Source organism: Anaeromassilibacillus sp. D41t1_190614_C2 (assembly GCF_015558525.1).
GTDB lineage: Bacteria > Bacillota > Clostridia > Oscillospirales > Acutalibacteraceae > Anaeromassilibacillus > Anaeromassilibacillus stercoravium.
Map to the genome: position 1 here is coordinate 1 of NZ_JADMOD010000009.1, position 21,858 is coordinate 21,858.

Below are 21,858 nucleotides of genomic sequence, written 5' to 3' on the forward strand. Positions count from 1 at the left end.
TGTTAACCGCAGGGTCGTTGGTTCGAGTCCAACAGGGGGAGCCATTTGATGAAGGAACTACTTTTTGTAGTTCCTTTGGTTTATCCGGATATTTTCGTTGAAATGTGAATAGGGGCCATTAGCTCAGTTGGTTAGAGCAACCGGCTCATAACCGGTCGGTCCAAGGTTCGAGTCCTTGATGGCCCACCAACCCTTTCCGAATGTAGGACATTTTGGAAGGGTTTTTGTTTTTATCAATAGTTTTATATAGTTCATTTTGTATGGATGTAGAATGCCCTCCAGAGTTCTGGAGGGCATTTTTTAATGTCTTGATTGGAGGTTAAAATGATTCGTGATAATCATTAAAGAAGATGCCATTTTGTCACGATGATGAAGTGTTTACACACGGATTTCACAGAGTTCGGATACTGCACAGATCGTTTTTTCATATTCTCATCTCTCGTATACTTATTTATTATATAGGATTCTGTTGCGTTAGATTCAAAGAAAAGTGAAAAAGTTTTAATTCAAATTTTTTGATTCAGTAGAAATGAATTGTCTTTTATTAAAATATACTGAAAATTTAATGGATTATGGAACACTTTTGGAACACTTCCTCTGCTACAATAACAAATGTACCAACAGGCTTTTGCCTGAAAACAAAGGAGGAGAAGAAAGGATGAAGAAAAAAGCATGGCGATCACTTTTGTCGCTACTTCTGGCATTCACAATGGTATGTTCCATTTGGACGCCTGCATTCGCAAAAAGTGAAGCCACGGAAGAGTGGGATCCTTCCGCAGAGTATGAGCTTCTTACTGTGTTGAAAGACGCAGGCATTGAAGTTTACTCTGGAAACACAAACCCGGGTGCAACCGTAGACCTCTGGTGGAATTACCACGATGACGCGTTGTACTGGAGATTGATTCCGGATAGCGATGGGGAATATTACCGGATTCAACCGAAAAACACCAATGCGACCGTTTTGATGCCAATTGATTCGGCGGCTGTGGAAGGCACAGAGCTGACGGTTGGAAACATCGACGACGCAGACGATTCCCAGTGGTGGAAGATTGTCCCTGCAGAGACAGAGGGCCAGTATAAACTGTTGAATAAGGCTTCGGAAGGAACCGCACCGGTTTATATTGCGCTGGAAGACGATGCGGTGGACGATGGAACCCCGGTTATCTTGTCCGATGGGACGACAGCCTCTAGTTACTGGAATATCAGTAAGGTTGAGGTAGCACCTCCGGAGCCGGTTGACCCGGTTGTAAATGTCTCCGCAGGTAAGACCCTCTTGAACGTGGGCGAAAGCACAACGCTTCAAGCAACCGCGTTGGACGAGTATGAAGAGAGCCTTGCGATCGACGAAATCACCAGCAGCAATCCGGATGTGGTGGAAGTTACGCAGGAAGGCAGCGAGTATACAATTACGGCGAAGGCCAATGGCGTTGCTTCGATCGTTGCTTCGGCGACTTTGAGCGATGGCAGCTCCGTAGAAGGCTATACGCCAATCATTGTAGGAACAGAACCAATAGATGGCGCGATCTATCAATTGACGGCGCCAACCTCCGAAGTTTCTGCTTTGTTTGCCTATGATGCGGCATATGGAGTGGCATCCTACGCCGCGTTGAATGGCGATTCCGTTGTTGTCTCGGCCTCTCCCACTGGCATTGTTACCAGCGAAGGGGACTTCCGCAGCGGCCTCGAATTTGTCGATGTCGAAGAGACCAGCGGGACGGAGGATTATGACCTCTTTGGCGCCAAAGTCAAGCATGTCAATGCTTCGTACAAGCAGATGACCTTTACCTTTGAAAAAGAAGGCGCGTCCTATGCCATCATCCTGCGTGTGTTTGACGATGGCGTAGCGTTCCGTTACAGCATCAATGGCGATGAGAGCACGGATCTGTCGATCTCTTCGGAGCATACGGGTGTTCGTCTGCCGGATGGCGCGTATACCTGGGCGATGAATTACAGCCAGTCCAACGAGGACGTAGAGATTGAGCATCCTTCGATTACGGAGCTCAATTATCGGTATTCGATGCCGTTGCTCTACAAAACGGAAGACGATGTATTTGCTTTGGTGAACGAGGCAGATCTGAATGGTACATATTGCGGTGCACAGATGACCGGCGATGGTACCGGCCTCTTGCGCATTGTCTTTACCCCGGAGCAGACGGACGATGTGGAAACCGCGCTGCCGTTTGCAAGCCCGTGGCGCTATGTCGTGATCGGAGACTTGCAGACGATCACCGACAACACTTTGGCAGAATCCCTTTCTCCGGAAAGCAAGGTAGAAGATACCAGCTGGATCGAGGCGGGTGCAGTTGACTGGACGTGGTTGAACGGCGATCTTCGCCACGATCAGTTGCCGGATGGCGTTACCTTCGAAACTGCCGGCTTGGAATATTATAAAAAATATGTTGATTTTGCCGTAGAAATGGGCTGGAAGTATCAGCTTTTGGACGAAGGCTGGCAGCCGCGCGGCAATACAGCGGCCGGTGAACATGAGTACGAAGGTTACTACGATTGGATGCCGGAGCTGATCGACTATGCCGCTGAAAAGGGTGTCGGGCTGATTGTCTGGGCAAGAAAGGCAAACCTGACCGATGATGCATACCGGCAGAAGATGTTTAAAGAATGGGCCGATATGGGCATCAAGGGCATTAAGCCGGACTTCTTTGATTCACAGGATCAGGAGACCATCCAGCTCATCGAAAAGATGATGGAAGAAACAGCAGAATATCATCTGCTCATCAATGTTCACGGTGCGGGCAAGCCGACCGGCGAACGCCGCACTTGGCCGCACGCGATCGCACGTGAGGCGGTCCGCGGTGCAGAAGCCTATGCGGTGGACAATATCGATACCTGGGGCGCCATTATGAATGCCCATCACAATTGTTCGCTGCCGTTTGTACGCGGCGCGGTAGGCCCGATGGACTATACCCCCATGGTCTCTTACGGTGCAAACGACAACCTGACCAACCACAATCCGGGCCGCTTCACGGTCGCGCACATGACGGCGCTGCCGGTAATTTATGAGTGCGGCTTGCAGTGCTTGGCCGATAAGCCGGATGTCTATCGTGCACATCCCGGTTATGAGCATTACTTCAAGAACATGCCGTCCGAATGGGACGAGGGAATCTTGATCGACGGGTATCCGGGCGATTATGTCAATATGGCCCGTCGAAACGGCGACGAGTGGTATCAGGGCATCATTTGCGATGGAAAGCTGGATGCAACCTTCCCGCTCGATTTCCTGGGCGACGGCGAATACGTTGCTTATATCTACAAGGATTCCCCAGAAGTTCTGGAGGCAGGCCCCGCTGCCTATGACCAGTTTGGCCGCCACAATCAGGACGGAAGCAACTTGGTGGTCGATGAAGAAACGGTCAACAGCAGCATTGTAGAGGAAATCAAGGTCGTCACGAAAGACGATACGCTGACGATTCCGTTGGCAGAGACCGGCGGCGCAGCCATCCACTATGTCCCGAAGGACAAGGTGCAGGAAGAAGCTCCGGCCATCACCGAGGCAAAGTTGATCACGGACCGCCTGATCGAATTGGATTGGGATCAGGATGTGACAGGCGCCGATGAAAAGGCCAGTTTCCAGGTCATGGTGAATGGACAGGAAGCAGAGCTCAACGACTATGGCTACAATGCCGGCAATGGAGCGCTGTATTTCGATCAGATGACCACTTTGGAGCTGAAAGAGGTTCCTGCAGAAGACGCACAGATCACCGTTCAGGTGGTTGGCAATGTGACAAACGAATTGGACGAGGCGGCGGATACAGAAAAGGTTTATACCGTGGAAGTTGCTCCGTTCTATACGCAGTTTGTCGAGGCGGATTGTGGCATTACCGTGAAGTCCAGCGATGCAGTGGAGCCTTCCACGTTGCAGGCTGCGGCGGACATGGTAGATGTCATGCTTTCCGAACGCTCGGATATTGCGGAGAAGATGATTGAGAATGGCGCAGAGCTGGCTGTATATGGCCAGGGAGAAAGCGCCTATAGCATTCCGGAACATCGTGCGACGTATGATCCGGATATGTATTATGTAGAAGGTTACGGCGGGATGGTTGGCAATCCGGTTGCCAGCATCTATGATGCAAATGTCCTCCGTCTTCTGCGGCAGGATTCTCCGAATCATTATACCAGCTATGAAAATGAATCCGTATTGGTTCACGAGTTTGGCCACTCCGTCCATCTGCTCGGCGTGGATTCGATCCCGGAACTGAAAGAGGAATTTGATGCGGTTTATGCCTCTGCACAGGCGAAGAACCTTTGGCCGGACAGCTACGCGATTTCGAACAGGGAAGAGTATTTCGCAACATGCACGGCGATCTGGTTCAATGCGATGTCCGAATCGAACGACGGCTCTTGGGACGGCGTGCGCGGCCCGGTCAATACCCGCGAGGAACTCCAAGCATACGACGTCGATATGTATAACTTCCTTGCGAAGATTTATCCGGAGACCGAAGCGGTTTCGGAAGCTTGGGCGAATGTTCCCGATAACTTCCATCCGAGTGATGAACCGCAGCAGCCGACCTGGAACACAGAATCGGACTATAAGATCAAGACCGTGTTGAACGGCAGCTGCATGGAATCCAACAGTGACAATTCCAGTGCAGGCGCGATCATCGACCTGTGGTGGGATTTCGATGGCGAAGCAGAGTACTGGCGTTTGATCCCGGACAGCAACAATGAATACTATATGATTCAGTTGCAATCTGCAACTTCCACCGTATTGATGCCGACCGGTTCCAATGTCGCGGAAGGTGTTGCATTGACCCTCGGCGCTACGGACACGGCAAACGATGCACAGTGGTGGGAGATTGTCCCGGCAGAGCAAGCGGGACAGTATCGCCTGATGAATAAGGCTTCCGAGGCGTCCCCGCTCTATATTGCATTGGAAAACGATGCAACAATGGATGGCACGTTGGTCATTTTGGCGACCGACGCAGCGCCCTCTAGCGTATGGACGATCGAAGAGCAGATCCGAAACGAGAACTACCATGAGGCGGACCCGGACGCCATCTATCTGAGTGATCTGGAATGGATCAATGCGGTAGACAGCTGGTTCCTGGTTCGCAAGGATCAGACGGTGTACCAGACGGAGATCTCCTGGAATGAAAACGGCGAAACCGTTATCTATGAAAAGGGCATCGGTACCTTTGCACCGTCCCAGGTGACCTTTGACATCACCGGCCTGCATGCAGAAACCTTTAAGGCGATCGGCTGCTTCCCAGCGGGTAGAGGCAGTTGCGAATTTATCGTTCTAGCGGACGGAGAGCCGATCCTCACAAAGACACTCTCGTACGATGGAAACCAGATTACGCCGGACAACGGCGCTTTGGAAGTGGCCATTCCGGAAGGGACAAAGATTTTGACCCTGTATGCAAACGGCGGCAGCAGCACGACTTGGGCGGATGCCCGTCTCTACTGCGACGAGGAAGCGCAGGAGGATTTGGCCCGCGTCACAGCGAGAACCGAAGAGACCTGGATGCAGGTGGGCGAAACCTCTGCGATCAACGTGACCGGTTATATCGGCCGGGTCGGTTGGGGCGGCCTGCAGAACATCAAGGCGGACCTGACGAATGCAACCATCACCTACAGCAGCAGCGATGAATCCGTTGCCAGAGTAGAGAATGGTGCGATTGTAGCAGTGGCTGACGGTACTGCGACGATCACCTGCAATGTGGAACTGGACGGCGTAACGCAGTCCACGACCCTGGATGTCATCGTTGGAAACGGCACGGAAGATTCTTGGACCGCTGTTTCCCCGGATGGTTCCATCAAGACCCTGTTTACCCTGCGCGACGATGGTTCCGTCGTATTTGCAACCTCCAGAGACGGCAACACCGTGATCGGCACTTCTCCCACCGGCTTGGTCACCAATCTGGGCGATTTCCGCACAGGTTTGACCTTTGTGGACTCCAAGACCGAGACCGTGACGGATTCCTACGATCTGATCGGCGCGAAGAAGAGCCATGTCGATGCAACCGGCACGGAGCTCACGATGAACTTTGAAAAGGACGGCGTCACCTATCGCATTGTCAGCCGCGTCTATGACGATGGCATGGCATTCCAGTATCAGATCGAAGGACAGGACGGCGAGGAACTGACGATCTCTTCGGAGGCGACCGGATTCCTGATGCCGGACGGCTCCATCGCACAGACGATGGACTTCAATAAGGCAAATGAGGAACGCTACTATCAGAAGGAGATCGAAGAGCTGGAAGGCGGCTATTGCATGCCATTGCTCTATGAGACCGAGAACGGCGATTGGGCGCTCTTGTCCGAAGCAGCGCTTACCCCGCAGTACAGCGGCGGACAGATCGTGGGCCATGATTCCGGTATGTTGGACGTCGTGTTCTCGCCGGAGCAGTTCAGCGACATCGTCACCACCGCACCGTTTGTATCCCCATGGCGCTTTATGGTCATCGGCGATCCGGCGGACATTGCGGAGAACACGTTGGCAGAAACCTTGAACCCCGATTGCGCAATCGAAGACACCAGCTGGATTGTTCCGAGCCCGGTTGACTGGACCTGGTTGAACGGCGATCTCCGCCACGACAATCTGCCGGAAGGCACTACGTGGGAAGAGACTGCACCGGAGCTGTATAAGCAGTACATCGATTTCGCGGTTGAGATGGGCTGGAAATACCAGCTTCTGGATGAAGGCTGGCAGCCGCGCGTGTACAACCGCGGCAACGACCTGTATGACGGTTACTATGACTGGATGCAGGAAGTCCTGGATTATGCAGAAGAGAAGGGTGTTGGCCTGATTGTTTGGGCGAACAAGCGCGACCTGGATACGCCGGAAGAGCGCGAGCGCATCAAGGAATGGGCTGATATGGGCATCAAGGGCATTAAGCCGGACTTCTTTGATTCGCAGAGCCAGGAAATTATCCAGCTGTTGGATATCCTGACCAAGGAAGCAGCAGAGAACCATCTGCTCATCAATATCCACGGCGCTGGCAAGACGACCGGCGAAAGAAGAACCTATCCGAACGCGATCTGCCGCGAGGCTGTTTCCGGCGGTGAGAGCTGTTGGAATGACGCATACTTCGATTGTATGCTTCCGTTCACCCGCTTTGCAGTGGGCGGTGCGGACTTCACCCCGATGGCCTCTTATGGCAATACCTTCGGCAACAAGACCGTAACCCAGGCGCATCTGGTGGCGGAAACCATCATGTTTGAGTGCGGCATCCAGACAATGGCCGATAAGCCGGCTGTCTATCGTGCGCATGTGGCATATGAAAACCTCTTTAAGAATATCCCAACCTCTTGGGAAGACAGCATCCTGTTGGACGGCGACCCGGGCCATTATGTCAATATGGCGCGTACTACAGGCGATGATTGGTATGTAAGCCTTTTGGCAAACGAAGCCCGCACTGCGGAGTTCAACCTGGACTTCCTGGATGACGGCGCGACGTATACCGCATATATCTTCCGCGACAGCGACGACCCGATGAACGACGATACCTCCAAGGCGATCATCACCGAGACGATGACCGTTACAAAGGGCCAGGCGATGTCGATTGACCTGAAGGAGACCGGCGGTGCAGTTGTAAAGCTGGTGAAGACGGCAGATTGGAACGAGCTGAATGCGGCGCTGACAGAGGCAAAGAGCTTGAATTCCAGCAATTACACAGCGGCAAGTTGGAGTGCAGTCGAAGCAGCCATTACAGCAGCAGAGCAGCTTCCGGAAACTGCAGACCAGGCAACCATCGATGCAGCAACGAAGGCGATTAAAGATGCCATTGTAAACCTGGCCAGAAGACCCAGCAACAGTGGCTCCAGCGGTTCCAGTTCGTCGAATAGCGGCAATCCGATGGGTTCCGATGGCGTTGTAGTGGCTGTTGGTACAGGTGCAGCAACTGCTCAGCCCAGAGTGATTTCCGATACAACGATTGATTTCACAGTCAAGAGCGGCAGCGCATACTGTTTCAAGATGACTGTTGTAAATGGCAATAACTTGATGCCGAGCTTTACAGTGGGCAATGGCAATGTACTGAAGACGCAGTTTGTAGCCCAGATCGGAAACGATTACTACTTCCGCGTATGGGCGATTGGCACACCTGGCCAGAGCACAGGCGTTTACACGACCTTGCCGGGCCAGAGCGCCGTCAAGCACTGCACGGTGACGATTGGCTGATTGCTTCCGTAAGATGTTCCTTTGTGGAGCAGAAAGAGAAACCTATTGTGATTTGCTTCCGTAGGGAATGCCGTAGGCGCGAAAAGGCACTGTGTGCCCGCGAAAGACGCCGCGCGTCCGATGAAGCATTGTAATTACCATCCATTCAGCAAATTTAAGGGGCAATCCTGCGGAACATCTTCCGCAGGAAGCCTCTGTCCATTCAGTCAAATAGCAAAACATTTCCCAGTAAAAATGCCTCCTGCCACAGGATTCACTGAGGCAGGAGGCGTTTTTCTTTTGTTGTATAAGATTTTATTTAGGTTGAAAAATCTGCATAGATGTATTGGTATTCCGTATTGATATAATACGTTTGGAAATTTGTAAGCTTTGGATTCTTTAATAGCGCGCTTTGCCGTATTTGCAGGGGAATTAACGCTCCGTCTTCCAGCAAAATGGTTTCCGCCTGCGCCAGGAGGCTCATGCGGCTTTGGGCGTCCATTTGGCTATTGGCTGTTTGAAAGCATTCGTCATATTCTTCGCTCTTATAACTGGCATAGTTATAAGAAGAATCCGATGTCCACAGTTCCAGGTAAGTAGCGGGGTCTGCATATTCCGGAATCCAGCCGGATAGGGACATTTGAAAGTTGTGGGTCTCTTCTAAATCCATATGGGTTTGATAAGGGACTGAGAAAACGTTTATATAAATTCCTAAAACAGATTCCAGTTGTTCTTTGATGATATTCGCTTCCGTTCGGGCCCAATAATCATCCGAAACCAAAAGCTCTAAGCGGATGTCCGACGCTTCTTTAAGCCCCAAGTCTTGAAGGGCGGCATTTAAATAGTCGGTTGCCTTTTGCGCGTCTCCATTGAGAGGGAACGCTTCCAGTGGATATTCTTCACCAAAAGTTTTGTGAGTCCCGGGAAGGATCGGCAGCACATAGCGAGAAATGGCAGTCACATCCTCCGACCCCAAAGCATCCACATAGGCATTCCGGTCAAGTGCATAATTTAATGCCAAACGTAAATTTTTATTGCTGAGCGGACAACTGCCATCCATGTTTAACCGTATAAAATCATTCGCACCATTATAATAGTATTGGATATAAGGGGAGAATGATTCTGGGACATTGGTTGTGCTTGTGGGTAAGACGTCCAGTTCACCATTAAAAAACATGTCGAGCAATTTTGTCCCATTGGTCGATATAATAATGGACACCTGGTCTAGTGGGATGTTATCTGCATCCCAGTAGTTTGGATTTTTTTCCAGAACAATCGAATCATTATGGTTCCATTCTTTCAGCATAAACGGGCCGTTGGAAAGCGTTATATCCACCATAGCAGGATCGCTTTGTGCAGGGATTGGGCTAAAAGTTGGCAAGGTCAATAATTGCAGGAAGTAGGGGGTTGGATTTTCCAGAACAAATTTTAAAATTTTGTCATTGGTCGCTTGAACTCCCAAAGTATCTATCGAAAGCTCTTTCCGGTGGATTTTCGCAGCGTTTTTGATTGGGTACGCCATAAAGGGACGGCTGGAATCTTCTTCCGTCAGCATCCGTTGAATGGCATAGACAAAGTCTTGTGCACGCACGGGCGTCCCATCGCTATAGCATGCATCTCGCAAATAAAAGGTATAGACCAGCCCGTCTGTTGAGATTTCGTAAGAGTTGGCAATCCCATAGAGAAGTTGGTCGCCGTAAGAACGCATCAATCCTTCGTATATATGATAGGCAATGGTTGCTTCAGGAGAGGCATCTACTTTTTGTGGGTCTAATGTGTTGGGCTCTTGAGCCAACGCATACCGCAAGATTTTTGGATGTGTATGATTTTTCGGAGAGGGTTGCGGCGTGCTGCAAGCGGTGAAGCCAACCATAAGGCATATAAGAAGAAAATATATTTTCACCTTTTTCACACATATCACCTGGAATGTATCATAGAAATTTGTATGTTTTTTAGCATAGCATAAACGTTTTCTATATACAAGGCACCTACAAGATATAAAAATAAAATTTTGATGGATTTCTCATAGCATGATTTTTCAAAGGAAAATTCATGCGCATGAACTACGTTAGACTAAAATGGGAAGTTCCATTTGAGAAGAGGCACTTGCATGAAAGCTTTGCGAAAAGAAAACAAAAAATATATCTGGGCGGCTTGTCTGTGCTTTATGATAATAGGATTGGTCATCTTTATGGGGATTTGGCAGCCGCTGCATGATCCAGAAATCTCCCGCTTGGAAAACAGTACAGTGGACCTGCAAGGAATTGACTTTGATACGGGGAAACCCATTATATTAAAGGGCGAATGGGAATTTTTTTGGCAAAAATTGTTGGTTACAGATCATTTAAAAGATCAGGAACCGGATGCATTGGTTCAGGTGCCATCTTATTGGACACAGCTGGAACAGGATGGACAGGCCTTGCCCAATGAAGGATATGCCAGTTACCGCATACGGCTTGTCAATTGCCCACCAGAGGCTGACGTGCTTGTAGTGGTCCCCAATCTTCCTTCCGCATACCGGATATTTTTGAATGGGCAGCCGGTTTCTGGAAGCGGGACGGTTTTGAAAAATCCGGAAAGCACGGAAGTATTCCCGAGTTATATTGAAATGAACACCTTGCCGTTGCGCTCTTCAGAATGCGAATTGGTCATTGAAGTATCCAGCCATGTTTATCCAGGCCTATGCCTGGCGCCCATCTTGATCGACCGCTCTACATACGAACAGGCGGCGGAGCGGGATATCATTTTTAGTTCGCTGCTGTTGGGCATTGCGATTGTGTTTATTATTTTCTATGCAATGGATCGTATGCTGAAACCTAAAAGTGGGTATTCAGTCACCATCCTTTTGGTGATGATTTTATTTTTGCTAAAAAGCTTTTACAGGGGGCCGATCTTTTCTGCGTTTTGCTTTTGGTCACCGATTCCTTATGATTATATGCTTTTCCCCTTCCATGCTGCGGGCGTGGCAGCCTGGGGAATTCTCCTATGTGCGAATCCAAAGCCTTCTGGGGTTCCAAGAAGCAAGAAGAGGATTGTTTGTGTAAACCTATTGGTTCTGGGAGCCTATGCAATCGCTGTAGGGATTGGATTGGCCTTCCACATTACCTGGTGGTGGGCCCTGGTTGATATCCTTCTTGCCCCCATCCTTTTTGTGGGAATGGTAAAACCGATCCTTCAAGATGAACATGCACCAAGTCCTTATTTTTTCCCTTATTACCTCGGATGCCTTTGCGTCTATGCCGGATGCCTTCTGGGGGATATGGCGCTTGGAGGGCTTTTCCCCTTTGACGACAGCTTTGCATTCCAGATAGGGCTGGTGTGTTTGACAATTGCCATTAAATATGTGGACGGAAAAAGGCTGAATGCCATTCAGAATGAAGCGTTGAAGGTTGCGGAAATGCGCGCTGAGTTGCAACAGGCCCAGACCAATTTGGCCTTGCACCAGATACAACCACATTTCTTATACAATGCGCTGTTGGCTATTAAAGTGCTTTGCCGGAAAGACCCGGAGAAAGCAGAGAAAGCGGTGTACGATTTTTCCACCTACCTGCGCGGAAATATGGATTCGATTGAAAGCACGGAGCCCATCCTGTTTGAAGAGGAATTGCAAAATATCCGCGCTTATTTAAACATTGAACAGATGCGGTTTGGCGAACGTCTTCATGTGATTTTAGACATTCGGTGCCGGAATTTTATGGTGCCGCCTTTGACGGTACAACCCCTCGTAGAGAATGCTGTGCGGCACGGCATCTGTAAAAAGATTGAGGGAGGGACCGTATCTCTGTGTTCTTACCAAAAAGATGGCTTTGTCTGGATTGAGATTTTAGATGATGGGGTGGGATTTGACGTTGAGCAATTGCAATCCTCTTCTTTTGGTGGAGTTGGGATAAAAAACCTTCGTTACCGTTTAGAGACCTTGCTGAAGGCAAAGCTTGAGATCCAGAGCGAGGTTGGGAAGGGGACTAAACAGGTGATTCAAATTCCAGAACAGGAGGCGCAGCTCTTTGATGAAGACGATGATCGTTGATGATGAGCCGCTTGCAGTAGAAGAATTGGCAGATACTTGCGAACAAATCGAAGATGTGCAGATTGTAGGACGCTTTTTGCATGCCGCAGAAGCGTTAAAATATGCGGAAGGGCATCCCGTTGATTTAGCATTCTTGGACATTGAAATGCCGGGAATTCGGGGGTTGGATCTGGCACACCAGCTTCATGCAATCAATGAACGCATTGCGGTTGTATTTGTGACGGGCTATAAACAGTATGCCTTGGACGCTTTTAATGAAGATGCGTATGGCTATATTTTAAAGCCGTTTGAACAGCAGTCTGTGCGCAAAGTTATCGACAAAGTGCGCCGGGTCGTAGGGCCAACAGAAGGGAAAAAAGCCTTTATAAGGACCTTTGGCCGGTTTGGATTGTTTGTCGATGACAAGCCTGTAGATTTCAAAAGTAGCAAGGCCAAAGAACTCCTAGCCCTGCTCATCAGTCAAGACGGCGCGCTGGTTGATATGGATTCAATCATTGGGACCCTATGGGAAGATGAGCAGTATGATAGCAAAGTCAAGGCAAAGTATCGAAAGGCTTGCATGTATTTGCGCCAAGCATTGGAAAAGGTTGGCCTTGGTGACGCGCTCATATCCGTCCGCGGGAAGTTGGGAATCAATTGCGAGCGCTTCGACTGCGATTATTTTCGATTGCTTGCCGGCGATGTACAGGCAGCGGCTTCGTTTGCAGGGGCATTTCTGTTCGAATACTCTTGGGCAGAAGAGATGTTGCCCAATGTGCAGCGAATGGCAGAAATGGTTTTAGCCAGAAAGCAATCTTAAGTATAGTGTGAAAGCCTTTTGTACCCGTTTCTAAGCGATGTGTATAGTAGGGAGGACGATATGCAGACAGGCCGCTTGTTTTCCATCCTATATTTGTTGATGGAACATGGGAACATGACTGCCAAACAGCTTGCGGAGCGGTTTGAGGTGTCGCCCCGCACAATTTACCGTGACATTGATCTCCTGTCCGGGGCGGGAATACCAATCTATGCCAGCAAGGGAAAGGGCGGCGGAATCCAGCTCTTATCCCACTTCGTTCTGGACCGTTCGTTGCTTTCTTCCGAAGAGCAGGATGAAATTCTATTCGCCTTGCAAAGCCTACGGGCGGCCAGCATGCAGGGGACACAAGTGCTGTCCCGCTTACATGGGCTTTTTCAGAAGCGTGTAACGGATTGGATAGATGTAGACTTTTCCAGTTGGAATGGCGCCTCAGCGGAGCGGGAGATTTTCGGTATTCTCAAAACAGGGATCTTGGAACAATATGTGTTGGAATTTTCCTATTCCAATACTTTGGGGGAGACCGCCCGGCGCTGTGTGGAACCGATGAAATTGCACTTCCGCAACAGCAGTTGGTATTTGCAGGCTTATTGCCGCACCAGACAGGATTACCGCACCTTTAAAATATCCCGGATGCAGCATGTCTGCCTGACCGGTCAGCACTTTACCCGGGACCAGCATTCATTGCCGGAAATGGAGCTTCCATCCTATGCATCGGGCCATACCGTCCCATTGGTTTTGCAGATTTCCGCAAAGATGGCCTACCGGGTTTATGATGAGTTCCCAGTGGATTGCATCCGGCGGAGGCAGGATGGGACTTTCGTTGTATCCATAGAATATCCGGACGATCCCTGGCTCTGCGGCTATTTATTGTCCTTTGGAGATGCCATGAAGATCCTTTCCCCGCCGGAAATACAGAACCGGATTGCCTGTTTTGCCCATAATATAGCGGACCTTTATGAAAAATAGGGAGGCTTTGTATTTTAATATGACATGCTCTTGTCCTATTTTGTGGTTTATACTGAGGAAACAAAAACGGGAAATCCCCGGGAAAGAAGGAACAGGTATGAACTATGAAATCGTAACATTGCAGAAAAAAAGAATCGCCGGCGTCTCTGTACGTACGAGCAACGCCAGCCCGGACATGCAGCAAAAGATCGGCGAACTTTGGACGCGTTATTTTCGGGAGATCAATGGAAGACTGGCGGGGGGCAAGGGACAAGCTGCGTACGGTCTATATACCAATTACGAAAATGGCGCACAAGGCGATTATGATGCTTTCGTCGGCTGTGAAGTGGATGGTGACCCGGCGCCACAGGAGGGAATCCGGTATGTGACGATCCCAGCCGGTTCCTATGCAAAATTTCAGTTTCATGGCGATGTAACAAAGGATATGGGGATATTTTGGAAACAGGTTTGGCAGGAAAATCTCCCGCGCAAGTTTACTTGTGATTTTGAAGAATATTCTATCGGGATGGGGAATGGCCAACCTACGGATGTGGCGATCTATGTAGCGCTGGCCGACTTTTGTCAGAGCTGCGGTATGCCAATGACAGAAGCTTCCCAGTATGGGACGAATGCGGATGGGACAAGAAATACCGATTATTGCCGTTATTGCTACCAAAATGGCGCTTTTCTAGCGGATTGTACGATGGAACAGATGGTGGATTTTTGTTTGGACGTGGAAAAGGATTCTGGTAGGTATACGGACCGTGCAGAAGCGAAAAGAGCGATGCTGTCTTGGTTCCCGGAACTAAAGAGGTGGAAAGAGAAATAAGGGATTGCGCTTTTCACAGCGGTTGTGGTAAGATGGGAAAAAATATGAAAGGGGCCGGAATGATGAAATCTTATCGGAAAGAGCTGTGGTTCCATGTGCCGGCGCGCAGGGGCTTGGTCAATATCACACCGCAGGTGGAAGAAGCGCTGCGTGAGAGCGGAATTAAAGAGGGGCTGGTTCTGGTAAACGCCATGAATATCACTGCCAGTGTGTTTATCAATGATGATGAGGCAGGACTGCACCATGATTATGAAGTGTGGCTGGAAAAGCTCGCGCCGGAAAAGCCGTATGACCAATATCATCACAATGGGTTTGAAGACAATGCCGACGCCCATCTAAAAAGGACGATTATGGGGCGTGAAGTGGTGGTAGCTGTGACAAACGGCCGGCTGGACTTTGGCACATGGGAGCAGATCTTCTACTTTGAATTCGATGGAAAGCGGGATAAACACGCTTTGATCAAAATCATCGGAGAATAATCTTGTGTGGGGCCGGTTCAGGAGCATCTGGGCCGGCCTGCTTACTTTATAGAGTACAGACCAATGCCAGACGGATGTTGTGCCTTTTCATCCGTAGGTGCGTATCCTTCCGGAAAAGGGGGAAAGGGCATGCCAAAGCTATATTTTAAGTATGGGGCCATGAACAGCTCTAAATCGGCAAACGCTTTGATGGTGAAATTCAATTATGAAGAGCAGGGATACCGTGTTGCGCTGTTAAAGCCCAGCATTGATGATCGTGACGGAACAGAGGTAGTAAAATCGCGCATTGGGTTGGAGCAACGGTGTTATGTGATTGATGAGGACATGAACCTGCTGGACTGGTACGATGCACACCGGGAATACCAGGTGCTGATCGTTGACGAAGCGCAGTTCCTTACACCAGAACAGGTGGAACAACTCAAGGACCTGGCGGTGGATGAAATTCCCGTGTTGTGCTTTGGATTGAAGACAGACTTTCAGACGAAGATGTTTCCTGCGAGCAAGCGCCTGTTTGAATTAGCGGATTCCCTTTCGGAGATCAAATCGGTGTGCCGTTGCGGCAGGAAGGCAGAAGTGAACGCCCGTATCCACGACGGGGCCATCATCAAGGAAGGCAAACAGATTTTGATCGGAGGCAACGAGCGTTATGTAGGGATGTGTTACAAGTGTTGGAGGGACAACCGGTTTTCTGGCCTTTCCCATTCAGAGCATACAGGAACAGAGAAAACAGCCTTAAAGTGATGGTGGCAACCATTCTTTAAGGCTGTTTTTAATGGATGTTTGGACTAGGTATATCCCATTCCTACTTTGCGATTTATTTACGTTCAGAATCTATAGAGGAGGTTTCTACCATATTTTCTGCGGCGGCCTTCCCCTTGGTTTGCGCCTCGGGAAAAATTTTTCGCTGGAACTTCTCTTTGGTAAGCCCTTTTTTGTACAGGCGCCTACGAACTGTTTCGCGGAGAAGCGCATAGAGCACCGAAAAGGTTGGAATGCCCAACAGGATACCGACGATCCCAAACAGGTTCCCACATAGGATGATGGAGAGCAAAACCCAAATCGGCGGCAATCCAATGGAGGTGCCGACCACGCGCGGGTAGATTAGGTTCCCCTCAATCTGCTGGAGAATCAGGAAGAATACAATATAGGTTACCGTGTACCATGGATTCACCAAAAGCAGGATAAAACCCGCTGTGAACATAGAGATATAGGGCCCAATGATGGGAATCAGGCTGCATAGCGCGACAATTGAACTAATCAATACCGCATAAGGCAAGCGGAGGATACTCAATCCAATGTACACCAGGAAAAACCAGATGCACGCTTCTGTGAGCTGCCCACGCACAAAATTGGAAAAGATCCGGTTGGCCATGCTGGAAATCTCGATGGTCCGCCTTGCTGCACGGTTGGGCAGGAACGCATAGAGTAGGCGCTTCAAATGGCTGGTCAGCTTTTCCTTACCGAACAGCATATACATACAAAAGATAAAACTCATGGCCATGGTAAAAATGCCGTTCGCCACGCTGGCTGTAATGTTAAACAGGGACCCCATAAAATTGGAGGTAACCTCTGTCGCTTTGGACAAAAGGGAAGTCCAATCGATGGAGAGGGAGTTGATTTGATCTTGGGTCACATTGTATTTTTCCAGAAGACGGATAATCTCGTTTGATAAGCGGCTGATGTACGTGGGGGCGTTCCGAATCAAGACTTCTAAAGAGGAAACCAATTCCGGAACGACAAAAAGGATAATTGCGCCTAAGATGACAATCAATGTTAGGAAGGAGAGCACCACGCAAACGGCGCGCCGGCACTTCTTCCACAGTTTGAGATCTTTTTTATTGAGAAAAGCAAATACTTTCTCCTCGTAAAACTTTAAGATCACATTGACTACAAATGCAATGGCAATTCCGATAAAAAACGGGGATGCAAGCGAAAAGATAGAGAGGAAAAAGCTGAACAGCTTGTCCAGGTTGAACAGAGCGAATATCAACAAAACGGTGTAGGTAATTAAAAGCACAATCCGCTTTGTCAGCTTGGGATCTTCGATCAGCTGTTTTAAATTCATATCGTTCACTCCTCAAGCTCATTATAATACGCGGTGTGAGCGAAGTAAAGAAAAGCCGTTCCAATTCATTGGAATTATCAATGGTTCAAAAGGCCGGATGCCATAGGGTTCCCAAGGCATCCGGCGTTATACATGGCAGTATGTTTTTATTGAAAAAGGGAAGTGATGGATTCCCATAACTGCTGGAAAAGGTTTACCACCCTGTCCCAAAAGCTAGTAGGTTGGGAATCTGGGTCCAGATCCTCGACGGGTTCCTCCGCATCGCCTAAGGAGATTTCTTCTGTGCGCAAGATGACCTGAATGCTGGCAGGAGCAGGATTTTTGCGGGATGTAAACGAAACCATCTCTGCTTCTGCGTCCAAATTTAAGAAATTGCTGTCCTCTTCCACTTGATCCAGCTGGTCTTCCACGGTCCCTTTGATGGAATCGCTTGCATCGCGAAGGGACGACGTGCTGCCGGACATATCCAGGGCTTCTGACAATGCGCCGATCAATCCGTCCAGTGTCTTCTGGGTCCCTTCATTCAGATATTGGCCGCTCTCCTTCATCATCGATTCGAGATCTTGTAGGAAGGTGGAGGTGCTGGTCAATGTGGAGCCGAGCTGTGTGGCCAGTTCGGAACAATCCGACAGCAGGGAGATGGTACCCTCCTTATATTGGTTTAAGGTATTGTTTAACGTTTGTACGGTGGTGAGGAAAGAAGAGCAGGTGGCGATGGCAGCTTGCAAAGATGTGCCGGTGCGGTTGAGTTCACCGATTACGTCCGCGGCGGAATCTAAATCGGAGAGCCCTTTCAGGTCGTCCAATAGATCATCGATTGCACTGCCTAAGCCGTCCAACGTGCCAACGGTATTGCTGGTATTGCTTAAAAGGTCGGTCAGCTTTTTCCGCACTTGTTCCAGCTTGACGGTGGCTTCATCCAATCGGTCGCGGTATTTCTTGAGCGGCGCAAGCAGTGTATCGGAGACGCCTTTCTGTGTAAGGTCCGCGATCACCTGGTCCAACTGGCTTTTGGTGTCCTGCAAACCGGTGAGCAATTTTCCAAGCGGGTCTTCCAGGCGGTCGATCGTTCCTTTTAGATCTTCCAAATCTCCCTCAAACGGTGCGAATGAATCGGTTAGATCATCAATGGCGTCTTGTAGGTTGGTGAGATGCTTGCGGCTGATGGTGGCGTCGTTCAGAGCGTCCTCCAGATCTTCCATGCTGTTTTGGAGACGGGAAAGAGAACTGGAAAGGCTTCCCAAGTCGGAGGCTAGGAGGCCGGTGGTATCTACCATGGCATTGATGTCTGCGCTGACATCGTTGACAAGCTGTTCCCCGTTTTGCAAATGCGGTACGAGAGCAACAATCTTCTGCGAGAGTGCATCCAAATCCTTCAAAGAAGCGTCTGCGCCGTCATAGATGCCTCCCTTCGCGGACTGAATGGATGTGCGCGCCTGTTGTAGGGCTTGCAATCCCTCCTGGGTCAGTTCCAGGCTTCCGGACATATCCTCCAGCGCGTTCAAAATTTGATCCAGGCTGTCATAGACGGAGTCGGCGGAATCGCCGATGGTGTCCTTCGCCTCTTTCAGATCCTTGATGGTCTTCATCTGCTCCAGGGTTCCGGGGATCATCAGCATGATCACGCCGGGAAACTCAAAGCTTTCCGTGCCGATGCGGATGGTAAAGGTTGTATGTTCGCCGGGCAGCGCCGCAAAGAGAACCGCTTTGTATGTACCGATGGATTGTGTTTGGGAACCCGGCGCTTCGATGCTGAGTACATCCTCGACATTGACCATGGTAGCCGCCTGCAACAGCAGATTGTTTTGATAGTAGGTTTCTGCGCTCCCGTTCGGAATGCATTCAATATTGATTTCTACCAAGCCGGATGCGCCGGCGAGGTCTTGCGCTTCTGTGGGAACGCCGTTGAGCTTGTAAGAGACTTTGAAGGACCAGGGCAGGATGATGCTGTTTTGCGCAGGCGTGCATTCGTAAAAGAAGTGATCGTTCGCATCCGGGGAGAGGCTCCAGACAACGCCGTCGTTCGTCAATTCCGGCTCGTCGTATCCGGACATGTTGGTGACCTTTGTGTACGATCCATAGTCCTTAAATTCCCGGTTCCCATTGAGGCTGCATCCTTTGACTACGCTGGTGCCGGTGACGGCGCCGTAGTGGTCCAGGTTGACGTAGACGGCCTCATCCGTTGTGACCGGCGTTTCCACCGCATGTGCAGGAATCGTAGCAAGGGGAAGCAGCATGGCGAAAGATAGGATACAAGCAATCAAGCGTTTATATTTCTTCATGATAAGAGGCCTCCTTTAGAGTTTTGCTGAGCTGTATCAGGGGCTGTAGTTTTTTTTCGTTTGTGTTTTTCCAGCCATGTTTTCCATCGGATGGAACGCTTAGCTTTGCGGAGCGCCCGGCGGCGCATTTGATTCATGACCAGTTTGTCGCTGAGCACCAGGAGGACAGGCAGAAGGAAAATCACCAGCAGGGTGCTCAGAAGGGCGCCGCGCCCCACCAAGTGCCCCATATCTGCGATGGCGGAAACAGTGGAAACATAGTACAGGCCGTAACCAACGATGGTTAGGATGGAACCGGACGTCAGAATGGACAGGGCACTTTGTGAGATTGCATGGATGGCAGCCTCTTTTTTGGGAAGATGGGTACGCGCTTCCAAATAATTGTTGGTTGTCAGGATGGAATAGTCCACTGTCGCGCCTAATTGTAAACAGCTTACGATGATATATCCCATATAAATCATCTTGTCGCCCGCTAAATAGGGGATCGCCATGTTGAAAAAGATGGCTACTTCGATGGGGATCATTACCACGATAGGAATAATGAATGAGCGGAAGGTCAACAGGACCACCACCGCGACTCCCAAAAGCGAAAGGATATTGACGTAATTGTAGTCGTTGGTGATGATGGTTTGGATATCCTGTGTCGAGGGTGTCGTCCCCACCAGATAGGAGCCCTCTGGATAATAGGATTCGACAATCGAACGCACTTCATCCGTACATTGATAAGCGTACGCGCTTTCGTCCTTGGTCTTAAGGTAGATCATGATGCGGCTGTAATCGTCCGAGTGGAGCTGTCCGGTCAGGGATTCTGGAAGGAAGTCTTCGGGGACCCCTTCTGGCAGCGTATCTGCGAGGGATGTGACGGATTTTACATAATCCAAATCCCGCAGCGATTCGGTCAAAGCGCGTTCCGTTACATTGTTGGTATTGGGGACCAATGCAAGGACCAGGTTGCTGCGGCCGAAGCGGGTATTGATCGCCTGCTCATCCTCATATACCTTTGTTCCAGGGCTGGAGCCCAAGGAGCCGTTCCCGAAAAGGAACTGGTTCATATTCTGCGCGGTAAAGGCCGGAACAACCAGAAGGGCAACCAGGATGAGTACGCCGTAGCGGATCTTAAAGACGGCCTTTCCTAATCCCTTGAAAGAGGGCATAAAAGAGCGGTGGGCGGTTTTTTCGATCTTATCCCCCCAGCGGAGCAATAAGGCAGGCATCAAAAGCAATACCGTTAAAAGGCTGATGACAATGCCTTTTGCCAGGACAAAGCCCATGTCAAAGCCAATTTTAAAGCGCATCAGCATCAACACGAGGAAGCCGACAATGGTCGTTGCGCCGCTGGACAGGATGGAAGTCACAGAGCTGTGAATCGCATTTGCCACAGCTTGCTCGGGCTCTACCCCCGCTTGCCGTTCCCTGGTGAAGGAATGCAGCAAAAAGACGGAATAGTCCATTGCGATGGCCAATTGCAGGATGGCCGCTGTACTAAAGGTGAGAAAGGAGATTTCCCCCAAAAAGATATTGGTACCCATGTTGATGATAATGGCCACGCCCATGATGAATAGGAAGAGGAAGGGTTCAAACCAGGATGTTGTGGTGAGGCAGAGGATCACCGAAATCATAAAAATCCCCATCACCATGGCGATAGCAATTTCACGGGTCAAGGTTTCATCCAGAGATTTGTTTTGTACAGCGGGCCCCATGAAATACCCCTTATCCCCGGTGATGGCTTCGATTTCGTTGAGTGCGTTGTGCGTCTTGGCATCGGAATCGTCCTCATCAAAAATGATATCCATCACGGCGTATCCGTCCTTGTAATAGTCCTCGATCGCCTCGTAATTGATAAAAAGTTCGGATTGATAGACGTCGGCCGCGGTATCCGCCCAGGTGACCATATTGACCCCGTCCACCGCTTCGATACGGTCCTTGTACAGTTTGGCTTCATAAAGGGATACATCACCGACCATAACGCGTGCCGTGCCGGGGTAGCCGAATTCCTCATCCATCACATTCAATCCGGCTTTCGAAGCGGCGTCGTCCGGCAAGTATTTGCTCAAATCATAATTGACCCGGACAAAGCAAAGGGCAATAATGCTGAGGACAACGGCAACGGCAAAAATCTTTTCAATCCATTTGCGTTTTCTGATGACAAAATTGGAAAAACGGTGGACCGTATGTTTTTCCTTTTCCAACTGCAATCGCCTCCTGTGACAAATTGTGGAAATCATTTGGCATTCTGGAACGAATCAGAAATTCTAGATGAAAAATCGGATATTGCACATGATACTGGATAAAAAACAGAATTGTATACCATAAAAA

At 49.7% G+C, this 21,858-nt stretch carries 11 protein-coding genes and 1 tRNA gene; 8 read left to right on the plus strand and 4 right to left on the minus strand.

Features of this window, described 5'->3' with window-relative positions; all coding sequences use genetic code 11:
• Positions 1 to 112: 112 nt before the first annotated feature.
• Positions 113 to 189 (plus strand) — tRNA-Ile (locus tag I2G69_RS08275).
• Positions 190 to 658: 469 nt separating this feature from the next.
• Positions 659 to 8,137 (plus strand): glycoside hydrolase family 97 catalytic domain-containing protein, encoded by a 7,479-nt coding sequence (locus tag I2G69_RS08280; protein WP_195560632.1) that lies wholly within the window; start codon positions 659 to 661, stop codon positions 8,135 to 8,137.
• A 298-nt stretch (positions 8,138 to 8,435) separates the two neighbouring features.
• On the opposite strand, the gene I2G69_RS08285 is transcribed toward I2G69_RS08280, so the two are convergent.
• Entirely contained in the window at positions 8,436 to 10,028 is a 1,593-nt protein-coding gene (locus tag I2G69_RS08285) for a peptide ABC transporter substrate-binding protein (protein WP_191395804.1), read from the minus strand.
• A gap of 198 nt (positions 10,029 to 10,226) precedes the next feature.
• On the opposite strand from I2G69_RS08285, the gene I2G69_RS08290 reads away from it, so the two are divergent.
• The 6 genes from I2G69_RS08290 (at position 10,227) to I2G69_RS08315 (ending at position 15,936) form a co-directional block, all read left to right on the plus strand.
• Positions 10,227 to 12,143 carry a sensor histidine kinase gene (locus tag I2G69_RS08290; RefSeq protein WP_207740573.1) on the plus strand — a complete coding sequence of 639 codons (1,917 nt, stop codon included), beginning with the start codon at positions 10,227 to 10,229 and terminating at the stop codon, positions 12,141 to 12,143.
• The gene (locus I2G69_RS08295) at positions 12,124 to 12,942 is read left to right on the plus strand and encodes a response regulator (RefSeq protein WP_087229522.1); all 819 of its coding nucleotides are present in this window, start codon (positions 12,124 to 12,126) and stop codon (positions 12,940 to 12,942) included. The genes I2G69_RS08290 and I2G69_RS08295 overlap by 20 nt, the downstream gene beginning before the upstream one ends.
• A 60-nt stretch (positions 12,943 to 13,002) precedes the next feature.
• Positions 13,003 to 13,908: a helix-turn-helix transcriptional regulator gene (locus I2G69_RS08300; RefSeq protein WP_191395803.1), complete on the plus strand. Its 906-nt coding sequence runs from the start codon at positions 13,003 to 13,005 to the stop codon at positions 13,906 to 13,908.
• Between the two features lie 97 nt (positions 13,909 to 14,005).
• Complete coding sequence (locus I2G69_RS14260; RefSeq protein WP_237966390.1) at positions 14,006 to 14,716, plus strand: zinc ribbon domain-containing protein; 711 nt, start codon at positions 14,006 to 14,008, stop codon at positions 14,714 to 14,716.
• 62 nt (positions 14,717 to 14,778) lie between these two features.
• A complete protein-coding gene (locus I2G69_RS08310) occupies positions 14,779 to 15,195 on the plus strand; it encodes a secondary thiamine-phosphate synthase enzyme YjbQ (RefSeq protein WP_087229609.1) in 417 nt (138 codons plus the stop codon).
• A 129-nt stretch (positions 15,196 to 15,324) separates the two neighbouring features.
• On the plus strand, positions 15,325 to 15,936 hold the full coding sequence (locus tag I2G69_RS08315; protein WP_191362566.1) for a thymidine kinase: 612 nt from the start codon (positions 15,325 to 15,327) through the stop codon (positions 15,934 to 15,936).
• 73 nt (positions 15,937 to 16,009) lie between these two features.
• Here I2G69_RS08315 and I2G69_RS08320 read toward each other — a convergent pair whose 3' ends face one another.
• From I2G69_RS08320 to I2G69_RS08330, 3 genes are all read right to left on the minus strand, one after another.
• A complete protein-coding gene (locus I2G69_RS08320; protein WP_087229513.1) occupies positions 16,010 to 17,260 on the minus strand; it encodes an AI-2E family transporter in 1,251 nt (416 codons plus the stop codon).
• Positions 17,261 to 17,406: 146 nt separating this feature from the next.
• Positions 17,407 to 19,542 carry a hypothetical protein gene (locus I2G69_RS08325; protein WP_191395802.1) on the minus strand — a complete coding sequence of 712 codons (2,136 nt, stop codon included), beginning with the start codon at positions 19,540 to 19,542 and terminating at the stop codon, positions 17,407 to 17,409.
• Positions 19,539 to 21,731, minus strand: a complete 2,193-nt coding sequence (locus tag I2G69_RS08330; RefSeq protein WP_330608952.1) for an efflux RND transporter permease subunit — start codon at positions 21,729 to 21,731, stop codon at positions 19,539 to 19,541. Before I2G69_RS08330 ends, I2G69_RS08325 begins: the two co-directional genes overlap by 4 nt.
• Positions 21,732 to 21,858 lie beyond the last annotated feature (127 nt).